Raw genomic sequence first — 12,550 nt, 5'->3', positions numbered from 1 at the left:
ATGGAAATATTATCTTTAAGGCAAAGGCTTGACCGGATCGACTGGAGCGCTGATTGGGAAAAAGCTGATCAGGAAAACGTTCAGATTTTGGAGGAATTGTGCAGAATGATAGAGTCTGAGCTGAACAAAGCGCCAAAGTCGGAAGCGGTCAATGCCGCCTTAATCTTGCTTGCCGAAAATACCGGCTGTGCTGAGGATTTTGAGCGATATGAGCAAAACTTTGTAGACAGGCTGGCGGAGAACGGCTTGCTTAGTAAGGAGCAGGCCGAGCTGTTTTACCATCATACCAATCGCCGGCAGGGGTAGGAAAGTTGGTTTGATAAACTATTTGCAAGGAGGATTTTATGCAGGTAAAGTTAGAGCAGATTTCTGAGTGGATAACGGCCGGACTGAGCCTGGGGCTCAGCGCCTATGCCTATGCTCCTATTAGCGCCAAGAACCATTTTGCCCGGGGCAAAGAAGAGTTCGTTATTTGGTGCAGCGATCAGACAGGGGAAAGCAGCGGGATCGGCTGGATAAAGGACGGACAGTGGACATTTATTCCGTCGCCGGCGCAAAAGAAAAATTGGAACCAGCCGCTGCTACTTGACACCGCTTCTGATATTCTGATTATTGGCGGGGCGGATCAAAAAGCCTGGCGGTTGTCGTCGCCGGATCAGCGGCCATGCGCGGTGGAATGTGAGAATTGGTGTGCCGGGGAAAATATCACGGAAATCCCGACCCTAGGAGAAAATGGGAATTATCCGATCATCTGCCGGGTGGACGGAGAAGTGTTTGCCGCCAATAGCTTTACTTTTTTGCACTATGACAATAAAACGTCGGCGCTCCACTGGGAGCAGCAAATCACTCCGGTGTTTACCACGGAAAAGACGCAAACGTTGTTTCAGCAATCCTTGGTCCGGGCTAGCGGTGTATATCACCAAATGGATTTTCGTTATGCTTATCCGCAAATAGGCGCGCTGATGCTACGGGAGAGCGGCCTGTACGCTTTTTTGGAGGCGGATATCATCAACCCCTGCGGGTTATCGTCCTTTAAGTATTATTGGTACTTGGAGCTAACCCGGGACGGGGTATATCGGCGCAAGATCTGGGGCGAGGAAAAGTTAGATAAGCGGCCGGGCAAGCACGGCATGCGGGGAAAGTTCAGCGCATGCAAAGAATATCTGATTCTGTCGCCGGTGTTTAAGACGGATGAATGGAAAGGAAAGCAAAAGCTGTTAAGATTATTTGACCGAGTACTTTTGGATATTACGCTGCCAAGGGGCTACGCGAAGTTTAGGGTGATGGACATTTGGCAGGATCATGTTTTTATCAGTGATGAAAGGGACCGGATCGCACTTTGCCGGATGACGGTACAGGAGTAGGAGGACGAAAATGGCAATTGACGGAGTGAAAATTATCGACAGCGACGACGGCTATGATATTTATAATGCGGTGGTTGAGCGTTATAAGGATGGGGAAAAGATCGACCAGATCATTGCCGATCTTTTAAAGGACGAGGCAAATTACTGCACAGACGGCTTTTATACGGAAATTTATTGGACAGCTTTGGCCTATTCCCTGTGGAAGGTCGGGCATTTGCCGGAAGAAATAAAGCATAAAGCGTTAGAAATTATTGATAGGGGCGCCGATCCATTTTGGTTGGAAATAGACGATAAGGCTTTAAAACAAAGACAAAAGGTGCTGGATAAGCTGGCGCTTCAGCTGCAAAGCGTCAATCCCAAACCGCTGAAAGTGCCCAAGGCCAAAATAAAGCGGGAACCGTATTTTAAGGTCGGCGATGTGCTGGCCGTTCACTTTGAAAATGAATATGGGATAGTTTTTGTCTCGGATGTTGACCGGAGTCCAAGAAAAATAGAATATCATCTGGCTTGTACTAGGCTCCTGCAAAAAGAGAAGCCGACAATGGAGGACTTTCTAAACAGTCAAATCGCCTGTAAGAAGCAAAATACAAAATATGCCATAGATACAGACTGCTGGTTTAATCACAAGGATTTGGGGCTGCTGCTAAATGATCTGGAAAAGATAGGTGAAGTCACTTTGGAGGACTATGCCTTATGGTCGCTGGCGCCGGCCCATACCCTCAAGGATATATACGAGGAAATTACTGCGGATAAGGAAGTCTGGCAGCTTCGCTTTATGGACACGATTAACTTGGTCAAGGGCTGGTAATAGTCCAGTCTTTGCAGACATCGACCCAGCCTGCGAAATGGGAGTGTTCCGTTAATTCCGCTAAAGTTAGATCAATGGCGCTGTTCCCATTTCCGGCAGCCGGATAAATCCGTTCAAAACGTTTAAGTGAAATATCAAGCCAAACCGTCACTCCGGGATGGACGGCAAAAGGACAAACGCCGCCGGGAGCGTGCCCGATATACGGCTCTACCTGTTCGCCGGGGATCATCTTAGCTTTCTGATGAAACAGATCTCTATATTTTTTGTTATCAATTTTCGCGTCACCGGCGGTGACGATCAGGATTGGTTTATCATTTACCAGCAAGGACATGGTTTTGGCAATTTGTTTTGGCTGACAGCCAATCGCTTCGGCCGCCTCCTCGACGGTCGCGCTGGACTTCTCCAACACTATTATCCGCGAGCCCAGCCCGACGCCCTCAAAATATTGTTGTACCTTTTCCAGCGACATTGTTTCATCCTCCTATCTGCTTAGTATACATCAAGCCCGGAAATAAGTAAAATAAAAAATCCTAAAAATTTGTCACGAAGTCTTCGATAAGCTTATGTTTTATAAGAAGAATAATATGGGTGATTTTAAAGTAGCTGCTTAAAATAGGCGGTAATATATGAAATTAACGAATAGCATAAAAAACAAACATAGCTCGTTACCAAAAGAGAAATTTTTTTCACAAAAAACATAAAAATGCTCAAAAAAATACTTTATAAAAATTTTTCCTAAAAAACGCTTGACAAGAGTTATGATTAGGTGTATCTTTTGTTTAGAAATTAGCGCAAACGATTGCATGAATAAAATCTGCTGATAACGCTAACTTGGTCAAAGGATTTTAGCTTCTTGTCAGATATATTTTTTTAGCTATTAATGCAAACGTTTGCATTTCGAATCCAGAAAGGAGTGCTATTATGGCGGCAACGATTAAGGATATCGCCAGAGAGGTTGGCGTATCGCCCTCGACCGTATCGCGGGTCATCAACAAAAGTGCGGTCATTTCCGCTGACACAACGGAGAAAATTAATCAGGCCATGAAAAGATTGGGCTATCACCCGAACAGTGCCGCTAAAAAGCTGGTGATGGGCAGTACCAATACGGTTGCGCTGGTGATTGACGCGGACAATGAAAAAGCCTTTGCCAATAATTTTTTTAACCGGAGCATCTTTGCGATAGAAAATGTTTTGCAGAAGAATGGCTATGATTTGCTGATTGTTAATGGCGGCACAAAAAAGAAAGTAATCAGCAATTTGATTTATGAAAAAAGAGCGGATGGCGTGATTATACCGTCTAGCTGCTTTGATGCTAAGCTGATGAATATTTTAAACAGCGAGAGCTTTCCCTATATTATTTTAGGTGCTCCCGGTGCAGAAACCGCCGTTGCAGCTTGGGTAGATATTGATAATGAGCAAGGCGGCTATTTGGCAGTCAAACATTTGCAGGCCAATGGATATACCAATATTTTTTTAGTGTTGGAGGATTTGACGACGGTTTTTGCTCAAAGCCGGCAGAGGGGATTTCAAAAGGCAATGGAAGAAAACGGACAGAGTAGAGCAGAAAGTATTATTCAATGCCGGGATATGGATAGTTTGCCGGAAAAAGTGAAAGCGGCGATAGAAGTGCAAAAGGCCGATGCTTTTCTATGTTCCGGCAATGAAATTGCCTATTATGTGTTAAAAGCCATTGATCAAAGCGGGTATAGAGTACCGGCTGATATCGGGGTGGTTACTTTTGATAATTATCCACTGGCGGAATTTATGGTTCCGCCGCTGACAGCAGTAGATATCAATACCTATGAGCTGGGGCGGATTGCCTCGCAAAAACTGCTAGAGCAGATCAAGAATAAAGAGCTGAGGCAGGAGCAGATTTTACTGGCAGTAGACTTAATTGTCCGCCGTTCATCGCAGGGAAAAGTCTAATCAAGGGTGGCGGGAGGCCGGCCGGAAAATGGAGAATGACAAAAGGAGTTGATGTGGATATGAAAATGGAAGCAGTCGAACATAAGGCGGCGTACCCTGATTTATATTTAAGAAATCGAAATACTTTGGGTTTTAAAATCAGAACTGCCCGAGGCGACGTTAAAAAGTGTATTTTATATTATTTTTCCAGAGATAAGACCGAGCAAAAAAAATCAGCTGTTATGACAAAGTGTTGCCGGGATGAGTTTTTTGATTATTTTTTAACGGAAGTCTCATTTTCGCAGGTGGCTAGGTACCAGAAATATTATTTTGCACTTTTTTTCGGGCAGGAAGTAAGGTATTTGTCAGCAGTTGGATTTTCCGAAATGCCGCCGGAAGATAATTATTTTGAAATGGTTTACGCCAATCAGCAAAATGTGCTGAATTTTCCGGAATGGGCAAAGGGAGCAGTCTATTATCAAATATTCCCGGAACGTTTTTATAACGGTGACCGAAAAAACGACCGGCCGGAAACAGTGGACTGGGGAACGGCGCCCAGCCGGGAAAATTATATGGGCGGCGATTTACGGGGAATTTGTGAAAAACTGGATTATCTCCGGCAGTTAGGGGTGGAATGTTTATATTTAACTCCGATTTTTGCAGCGGATTTTAATCACAAATATGCCACAACGGACTATTTTGAAATAGACCCCCAATTTGGTGACAAGGACGATTTGCGGGAATTGGTGCAAAAAGCACATGACAGTAATATGAAGGTGATTTTGGACGGCGTATTTAATCATACCGGAATTCATTTTTTTGCCTTTGCCGATATATTGAAAAATCAGCAAAATTCGGCGTATAAGGACTGGTATTTGCTCACCCAATTTCCGGTTACGGTATCAAACGCTTGTTATGAGTGTGTTGGTGCTTATCCGTATATGCCGAAATTAAATACCGATAGTTCCGCGGTTCGGGAATTCCTGTTGAAAGTAATGGACTATTGGATTGCAGAGTTTGGCATAGACGGCTGGCGGCTGGATGTGGCCGACGAGGTGGAGGAGAGTGTGTGGAGTTTGGCTCGGGTGCGGCTGAAAGAAAAATATCCGAATATTTTACTGTTGGGCGAAACCTGGGGTAGCGGACAAAGACTGCTGAATGGCATGCAAATGGACAGCATTATGAACTATACTTTTCGCAGCGCTGTCTGTGACTTTATAGCAAAAGGCAGTATTTCAGCGGCAGGTTTTGCAAACCGGCTGGGCAATATGCTGGCCGGGTATCCGCCGGAGATCAGCCATATTATGTTTAATTTATTGGATTCTCATGATACGGCCAGATTTTTGTTTTTATGCCGGGGCAATAAGAAAAAGCTGATATTGGCGGTGGCGCTGCAAATGTTGCTGCCGGGTGCTCCGTCGGTTTATTACGGCGACGAGGTCGGGTTGACGGGCGATAACGACCCGGACTGTCGGCGTTGTATGCCGTGGGGCGAGGCGGAACAGGATATGGATATAAAGGCGGTATACAGCAGACTTATTTTTATTAGAAAAGAAAATCCCTGCATCCGCGGTGGCAGTTTGGCGGTTAATGTCGCCGACGGTCAGGTGTTTGGCTTTCTCCGGTTTGATTGGGAGACGCAGGAAGAAATTATGGCAGTGGTTAATGCGGGGGAAACGGACGCGGAGCTTTTAGCGCCGGTATTATTTGATGGGAAACATAGCGGGATTTTTAACGATAACAAAGAATATGAGGTGATTACAGGAAATACGGCCGGGTTTGAAAATGCGGATATGTGGGACTATCAAGGAGTAATTCCATTTCGATTAATGCCAATGGAAGTAAAAATAGTTAAAGGAGGAGCAAGAAAATGAGGAAAAAACAGAGCAAAGGCTTAATTTGGATTTTTTGTGCACTGCTGTCAGCAGCAATTTTAGCGGGCTGCGGCACTAAGCAGCTAAAGGCACCGGTAGCAGAGAATAAGCCGGCAGAAACACAGCAAGGCAAGACGGACAGCGAAGAAATCACCCTGAACTTTTGGCATCATTACAGCGCCCAGTCAGCTGAGAACGAAACCCTGATGAATGTGCTGATTCCTAAGTTTGAAGCGGAAAATCCGGGGATTCGAGTCAATGCGGTTTCACATGAATGGGCGGATTTGCATGATAAAATTTTAATCAGTGCCAAATCTGATACTTTGCCAGATGTTGCCCGGTTAGACAGTGCCTGGGTGCCTGAATTTCAAAAAACTGGAATTTTAGTGGCACTGAATAAGGAAATTGAGGATTATGCATCGGCAGCGGATAAATTATTGGCCAGCGCCATGAGTACCGCGCAAATAGGTGGTGATTATTATGGCTTGGCGTTAAACACCAATACTAAGATTTTATTTTATAACGTGAAAGCTTTGGACCAGGCGGGAATAGAGGTTCCTAAAACTATGAACGAATTTGTAAAAGCCTGTGAAAGTTTGTCCGGCATGAACGAATCAGGACAGCAAATTTGGGGCTATGATGAGCCGGGGCTTTCCGGCTGGAACTTATGTCCCTTTATTTGGAGCATGGGTGGCGCTTTGACCAATCCAGAGCAAACCAAGGCATCTGGATATCTCAATGGGGAAAATACCGTGAAGGCCATTCAAATGCTGGCAGATTTACATGCCAAAGGGGCGATTACCGGCTGGAACAGTGGAGATATCCCGATGACGGACGGATTTGGCACCGGACGCTATATCATGCTGTTAGAAGGGCCGTGGAAAGTAGCGGAGCTGGCCGGTGCATATCCGGAACTGGAATATAAGGTAGCGGCGGTTCCCGCCGGCGAGGGAGGTTCCATTTCGGTACTGGGAGGCGAAGATATTGCTATGTTTCGCAGCGCACATAAAGAAGCGGCCTGGAAGTTTATGACTTTTATGACCGGCGAATTGGCACAGGAAGAAATGGCCAAATGCGGACAAATTCCTTGTAACAAGCAGGCACTGGAAAGTGATACTGTGAAAAAGGCTGATTTTGCACCTTATATTGAGCAGTTAAAAACGGCTAAGTCCCGGCCGACAGTAGCTGCCTGGAGTGAAATCGACGCCGAGCTTTCGGCGGCAATAACAGAAGTGTTTAACGGGGAGAAAACGGCACAGGCGGCAATGGATGAATTGGCGGCCAAAGTCGATCAGTTGCTGGCAGAGGAGTAAGCGGCCAACAAGGTGGATGAAGCTGAGGATCACAGGAGGAAATACAGTCATGAAGCTAAACAAAAGGGCAAAGCTGCAAATTGGATTATTGCTGCTGCCGGGCGTTTTGATTTTTGGAACGTTTACGGTTTATCCTATTTTCCGCTTATTTTTAATGAGCTTTTTCCAGTGGGATTTTGGTTCCTTTTTTAACCAAAGCTTTATTGCACTGGAAAATTATAAGGCGGTGCTGAGTGATAAATATTTTTATACGGCTTTTGGCAATACCGCTGCCTATGCGCTGGTCACGGTACCCGCCCAAATGTTGTTTGGCTTTATTGTGGCACTGATGATCCATTCGGTGCCAAAGGGCAAAATCCTGTTTCGGGTAGCGTATTATTTGCCGGTTATTACTTCATGGGTCATTGCTTCGCTGATTTTTAAGTATATTTTTAACACCGAGGGGCTGCTGAATTATGTTTTAAGAAGCATTTTTCATTTAACGCGGCAAAATATTCACTGGCTGGACACCAGATGGGGCGGGATGACGGTAGCGATGCTGCTTGGCATTTGGAAAGGGGTTGGTTGGAATATGGTTGTTTTTCTGGCCGCCCTGCATACCGTCCCGAAAGAGCTTTACGAAGCGGCAGAGCTGGACGGGGCATCCGGCTGGGCGAAGTTTTTGAACGTAACACTGCCGGGAATTAAAGGCACGATCCTATTTGCTACGGTGATGCTGACGATTGGCGGTTTTAACGTGTACACTTCCACAAAACTGATCACAGACGGAAAACCGGCACATAGTACGGAAGTAATTTTAACTTGGATGTATTATAAGGCGTTCAGTACCGGTAAGTTCGGCTATGCAGCGGCGCTGTCGTTTATTATGGCAGCAGTGTTGGCAGTTTTGGCGTTTGTCCAGTTTCGACTGATGAAAAGTGAGGAATAGCGGAATGGAGAAAATAAGAAGCTCATATCCAAGAAAGAAATTGGCTGTTTGGTATTCCGGGCAGAAGCGGGCGGTCAAGATTGGACTGATTTATGTGTTGCTTTGTCTTGGAATTGGGATTGTGGTGCTGCCGATGTTGTATATGATAAGCACGGCGCTTCGGCCAAATGGAGCTTTGTACGAATATCCGCCCCGTTTTTTCCCAAAACCGGCAGAAATCACTTTAGAAAACTTTCGTTTTATTTTAAGTCAGAGCAAATTTATTGGCAATTTTATCAACAGCGCGGTAGTATCGCTTGTAACAGTGGCGGGAGCGGCTTTTGTTTCCTCGGCGTTGGCGTTTTGCATTGCCCGGTTTTCATTTTGGGGTCGCCGGTTCCTATTTGGCTTCATCATTTTAACGATGATAATTCCGGGTACAACCATGATTGTGCCGCAGTATGAACTGGCAGTTAAGCTTGGCGCGGTGGGCAGTGTTTGGGGGCTGATTCCCTTCTATATTGCCTGGGTGATTCCGTATTCGACCTTTATGATAAAGGGTTTTGCAGGAAATATTCCCAAGGAATTGGACGAAGCAGCTTATATGGACGGCGGTGACGTGTTGACCATTTATTTTCAGGTGGCTTTGCCGCTGATTAAGCCCGGCATTGCAGCGGTATCAATCTTTAATTTTTTAACGGCCTGGGAAGAATTTGTCTGGGCAAATACAGTCATTAACGATGATGCCAAGCGTACTCTGCCGATTGCCATATCCGGCTTTTTTGGCCAGCATCAGTTTACCCAATGGGGATATGTCTTTGCCCTTTCGGTTTTTAGCCTGATTCCTATTTTGTTGGTATTTATCAGTTTTCAAAGATTCTTTGTTGAGGGGCTGACGGCTGGCAGCGTCAAGGGCTGATCAGGAAGCAGCGGACGGAAAAACCTTAAAGCACTTTATTTGGGTGCTTTAAGGTTTTTAATTTTTAATTAACGATAAATGGGTTGCTCAACTTTCCTAAGTTCGATAGAATGGTTTTTTGAAAATTTGAGCTGGTTACTAAGTTCATGATTTACTAAAGGATCGCAAGAAACGGATTATCTGGATAGATAAGAGTTTGGGGACAAAATAGGAAAAGACCAACCAAGAACTTATCAAAAAGCTATGTAAAAATTTCCCTAAAAACTACAACAGTAGTATTGACATCTCCACAAGACTGTGGTAGTATAAAACAAAACTACTGCTGTCTTGCGAAAGGAGGCACAAAATGACAGTCAAGTTATTTGATTCCGAATTGAAAGTGATGAATGTCTTGTGGAAAGAGGGAGATGCTACGGCTAAGCATATTTCTGATGTCTTAAAGGACGAAACCGGCTGGAATATGAATACCACCTATACTTTAATCAAGCGCTGTATCAACAAAGGTGCGATTGAGCGGTCAGAGCCTAATTTTATGTGCCATGCCCTAATTCCACGGGAAAAAGTGCAGATTGCAGAAACCAATGAACTGCTTGGCAAGATGTTTGATGGCTCTGTTGATAAGCTGTTTGCGGCGTTAATCAGCAGCAAGCAGCTGTCCAAAGAAGAAATTGAAAAGCTGAAAAAAATGGTAGCAGACTTGGAGTGAGGTGAAAGCGATGAATTTGCTGCAAATGAGTATTTCGGCGGCGGTGATGATTGCGGCCATTATCATCCTACGCGCCGCTTTGATTTATAAACTGCCGAAAAAAACTTTCTTATTTTTATGGGGATTGGTTTTGCTGCGGCTTTTGCTTCCGGTTTCAATCCCGTCGCCGTTTAGCGTTTATTCATGGCTGCCGCAGGGCGGCGAAGCGCAAGCAACGGAGGCGGAAGCAAGATTTTACGCACCGCAGGTTCCGGCTGCCGCGGAGAGGATAACGGAAAGACTGGACAAGGAGCGGAACTATCAGCTGCCGTCAACTTCTTTTATGGAACGCCTGCCGATATCGTTGTGGGTTGTAGTTTGGGCAGCGGGCTGTTTCCTGTGTATTGTTTTTTTTCTGATTGCCTACGGCCGAGGGATGAAAAAGTTCAAAACGGCTTTGCCGGTAGATACCGATTTTATCCATGATTGGAGAACAAAGCATTCACTGAAAAGGCCGCTTGCTGTCCGCAGATCTAATCAGGTTCTAACACCACTCAGTTACGGGGTGTTTCGGCCGGTTATCCTGCTGCCGGAAAAACTGGATTTGACGAATACGGAAGTCCTGAATTATATCCTGACTCATGAATATGTTCATATTCGGCATTTTGATATTTTAACCAAAGCAGTTATGATTTTGGCACTTAGTATTCATTGGTTTAATCCGCTGGTATGGATTATGTTTTTGCTGCTTAACCGGGATATTGAGTTAGTATGCGATGAAACGGTTATTCGGATGTTTGGAGAAAAAAGCCGGTCGGCGTATGCCTATACTCTGATTGATATGGAAATTCATCAGGCAGGGCTGGCGCCGCTGTGCAATAATTTTAGCAAAAATGCTATTGAAGAAAGGATTGGGGCGATTATGAAAATGAAAAAAACATCGGTGGCTGCGCTTGTTTTGGCATTGCTGTTGGCAGTTAGCCTGACGGTTATATTTGCTATTTCTGCTGCGGGAGTAAAGTCAAACCAAACCAGCGCCGCCGAGGCCGCTTTTTCAGAGGAAGAAAGGAATTGGCTGCGGGCTCTGCAATGGAACGGCTATGAAGATATGAGTGTTTCTGAGTATCAAAATAAGGTCTGGCAAATGGCCGATACGAAAGAATATCAGGAACTGCTGGAGCGGGTCGCACAAAATGAAGCCTTGCAGCAGCAGGTGGCCAGCGATGCGTTTGCTTCTTTCTTGTGTAATATTTTAGTACCGCTTACTTCAGAAAAATGGCAGACCAGAGAATTTGGCGGCAGTATTGGCTCCTATTTCTCTGAAACAACGGGTTCTGGCGAAAGATGGACGAATGATGAAACAGCGCTGGAGTTTTCCTTTACCCTGGACATCAAAAAAGCGGACGAACTGACGGTTGGCGAATATGCCGCTGCCCATTCGGCGGTGAAGAACGCTTTATTAACTGCTTTGCAGGATAAAACTGAGAAGGAGTTGTGTAATAAAGATTTTATGCAAAAAGCGATTGACGCCAAAATTGAAAAAATCAAAAAAGAGTGGAGCAGCGATAAACTTTGGGTTTCGGCAGAATATTTTTATACGCCGCTCCCAGAATCTGACGGGGAAAGCTTCGATAACCATGCGGAGCAGTCCGAACCGCGCCGCTGCCCGCAGGCCTCGGAGGAGGATTACCGTTTGCTTCTTGCGCTGAAAACACCGGATTATCAGAAGATGACAGTAGCGGATTTTAATAAGGCGCTGCTGGAATGGGCCAGCAGTAATCCTGAGTGTTCGGAGCGAATTGACGAGGATATTGCCTTTAATGATTATGGGGTTTCCCTATCAGCCGAAGAAAAAAGATTCATTGTTCTCACGGTTGGGGCGTCCGGTCGGGAAAATGCCGAATTGGTCAAAAGCGGCTACATGGGTTCCAAGGAAAAAGACCCGGAAACTATGATTATTTTGCCGGACAAAGAGGAGCAGAACAGAACTCATAGCTTTTATGGCAGCTTATCCTATCATCTTTCGTATCATATTTCTGATAAAAAGGTACTGACGATTGGCGAGCGGGACGCTTGCCTGGCCAGAGTAATGTCGGGCATAGAGCAGTTTTGGCGAGAAGCAAAGATAGAGGATATCTTAAAAATGACAGACGCTGAAGCCGTAGAAAGGCTGAATCAGATTGCCGCAGCGGAGAGCAGTCAGAAGATATCTTTTCAGATTGCCGCCGAGCAGGTATATTTAAAAAAAGTATGGGATGAGAAAGACAGAGCAGTGGAGGAACAAATTCTGTTAAGGAACGGAACCACTTCGGCGGATGAGAATGCAGAAACCTTTTCAAACGGAAAGACCGAAAGCGGCAGCAGCTATGAAGGCGAAAAAGCAGATACAGGACTGGAGGGGCAGGCCGAGCCGACGGCAGATCCCTGGATTCAAAGAGCCAGTGCCGCAGAAGTGGGAGCGGAATTAACAGCCGATGAATGGGAAGAATTATACTCCGTTTATAAGCCGTTTGGCTTAGTTTATGATAAAGAGCAAGACTGCTTTTATTATCATGGTAAGCTGGTCAGGACTTTTGTCGATGTTATGCAGTCAAATGGCAAGTCATTTGACAGTGGGGAGTTTAAGGGTATTATGCGGCAGTTGCACAACTTGGATGGCAAAGGCGAGATTGATGTTTATGCGGTCAGAGATTATGGTCAACCGGATAGCCAAGGAAACGGCACATTGATTGGTGTAAAAGAAAATATTAAATAGGAAGAAATACGAAAAACTGA

General features: G+C 45.2%; 12 protein-coding genes. 10 read left to right on the top strand and 2 right to left on the bottom strand.

What is annotated here, in order from left to right; all coding sequences use genetic code 11:
• The 3 genes from C3V36_01610 to C3V36_01600 are packed head-to-tail and all read left to right on the top strand — an operon-like array spanning position 1 to position 2,172.
• Entirely contained in the window at positions 1-306 is a 306-nt protein-coding gene (locus tag C3V36_01610; protein ID AVM68074.1) for a hypothetical protein, read from the top strand.
• 38 nt (positions 307-344) lie between these two features.
• Entirely contained in the window at positions 345-1,364 is a 1,020-nt protein-coding gene (locus tag C3V36_01605) for a hypothetical protein (GenBank protein AVM68073.1), read from the top strand.
• A 10-nt stretch (positions 1,365-1,374) separates the two neighbouring features.
• Positions 1,375-2,172 (top strand): hypothetical protein, encoded by a 798-nt coding sequence (locus C3V36_01600; GenBank protein AVM68072.1) that lies wholly within the window; start codon positions 1,375-1,377, stop codon positions 2,170-2,172.
• Here C3V36_01600 and C3V36_01595 read toward each other — a convergent pair.
• Positions 2,159-2,641, bottom strand: coding sequence for an EbsC protein (locus C3V36_01595; GenBank protein AVM68071.1), 483 nt, complete (start codon positions 2,639-2,641; stop codon positions 2,159-2,161). The two genes, C3V36_01600 and C3V36_01595, sit on opposite strands and share 14 nt — an antisense overlap.
• A gap of 138 nt (positions 2,642-2,779) precedes the next feature.
• Complete coding sequence (locus C3V36_01590; protein AVM68070.1) at positions 2,780-2,977, bottom strand: hypothetical protein; 198 nt, start codon at positions 2,975-2,977, stop codon at positions 2,780-2,782.
• A gap of 116 nt (positions 2,978-3,093) precedes the next feature.
• Here C3V36_01590 and C3V36_01585 point away from each other — a divergent pair, with 116 nt between their 5' ends.
• The 7 genes from C3V36_01585 to C3V36_01555 all read left to right on the top strand — a co-directional run bounded on the left by C3V36_01585 (position 3,094) and on the right by C3V36_01555 (position 12,530).
• A complete protein-coding gene (locus C3V36_01585; GenBank protein AVM68069.1) occupies positions 3,094-4,098 on the top strand; it encodes a hypothetical protein in 1,005 nt (334 codons plus the stop codon).
• A gap of 35 nt (positions 4,099-4,133) precedes the next feature.
• Positions 4,134-5,951, top strand: coding sequence for an alpha-glycosidase (locus C3V36_01580; GenBank protein AVM68068.1), 1,818 nt, complete (start codon positions 4,134-4,136; stop codon positions 5,949-5,951).
• Entirely contained in the window at positions 5,948-7,264 is a 1,317-nt protein-coding gene (locus C3V36_01575) for an ABC transporter substrate-binding protein (GenBank protein AVM68067.1), read from the top strand. The genes C3V36_01580 and C3V36_01575 overlap by 4 nt, the downstream gene beginning before the upstream one ends.
• A gap of 49 nt (positions 7,265-7,313) precedes the next feature.
• A complete protein-coding gene (locus tag C3V36_01570; protein AVM68066.1) occupies positions 7,314-8,192 on the top strand; it encodes a sugar ABC transporter permease in 879 nt (292 codons plus the stop codon).
• Between the two features lie 4 nt (positions 8,193-8,196).
• Positions 8,197-9,090 carry a carbohydrate ABC transporter permease gene (locus tag C3V36_01565; GenBank protein ID AVM68065.1) on the top strand — a complete coding sequence of 298 codons (894 nt, stop codon included), beginning with the start codon at positions 8,197-8,199 and terminating at the stop codon, positions 9,088-9,090.
• 346 nt (positions 9,091-9,436) lie between these two features.
• Entirely contained in the window at positions 9,437-9,796 is a 360-nt protein-coding gene (locus tag C3V36_01560; protein AVM68064.1) for a BlaI family transcriptional regulator, read from the top strand.
• 10 nt (positions 9,797-9,806) lie between these two features.
• The gene (locus C3V36_01555) at positions 9,807-12,530 is read left to right on the top strand and encodes a hypothetical protein (GenBank protein ID AVM68063.1); all 2,724 of its coding nucleotides are present in this window, start codon (positions 9,807-9,809) and stop codon (positions 12,528-12,530) included.
• Positions 12,531-12,550: the final 20 nt, after the last annotated feature.

The sequence above is a fragment of the Lachnospiraceae bacterium oral taxon 500 genome (assembly GCA_002999035.1).
Taxonomy (GTDB): Bacteria; Bacillota; Clostridia; order Lachnospirales; family Vallitaleaceae; genus W11650.
This window is presented reverse-complemented; position numbering and strand designations above follow the sequence as displayed.

Excerpts from the sequence above, each read along its gene's own strand:
- C3V36_01570 (AVM68066.1), top strand. The coding sequence starts at position 7,314 with ATGAAGCTAAACAAAAGGGCAAAGCTGCAAATTGGATTATTGCTGCTG.
- C3V36_01560 (AVM68064.1), top strand. The coding sequence starts at position 9,437 with ATGACAGTCAAGTTATTTGATTCCGAATTGAAAGTGATGAATGTCTTG.
- C3V36_01605 (AVM68073.1), top strand. The coding sequence starts at position 345 with ATGCAGGTAAAGTTAGAGCAGATTTCTGAGTGGATAACGGCCGGACTG.
- C3V36_01610 (AVM68074.1), top strand. The coding sequence starts at position 1 with ATGGAAATATTATCTTTAAGGCAAAGGCTTGACCGGATCGACTGGAGC.
- C3V36_01585 (AVM68069.1), top strand. The coding sequence starts at position 3,094 with ATGGCGGCAACGATTAAGGATATCGCCAGAGAGGTTGGCGTATCGCCC.
- C3V36_01595 (AVM68071.1), bottom strand. The coding sequence starts at position 2,641 with ATGTCGCTGGAAAAGGTACAACAATATTTTGAGGGCGTCGGGCTGGGC.
- C3V36_01575 (AVM68067.1), top strand. The coding sequence starts at position 5,948 with ATGAGGAAAAAACAGAGCAAAGGCTTAATTTGGATTTTTTGTGCACTG.
- C3V36_01565 (AVM68065.1), top strand. The coding sequence starts at position 8,197 with ATGGAGAAAATAAGAAGCTCATATCCAAGAAAGAAATTGGCTGTTTGG.
- C3V36_01555 (AVM68063.1), top strand. The coding sequence starts at position 9,807 with ATGAATTTGCTGCAAATGAGTATTTCGGCGGCGGTGATGATTGCGGCC.
- C3V36_01590 (AVM68070.1), bottom strand. The coding sequence starts at position 2,977 with ATGCAATCGTTTGCGCTAATTTCTAAACAAAAGATACACCTAATCATA.
- C3V36_01600 (AVM68072.1), top strand. The coding sequence starts at position 1,375 with ATGGCAATTGACGGAGTGAAAATTATCGACAGCGACGACGGCTATGAT.
- C3V36_01580 (AVM68068.1), top strand. The coding sequence starts at position 4,134 with ATGACAAAAGGAGTTGATGTGGATATGAAAATGGAAGCAGTCGAACAT.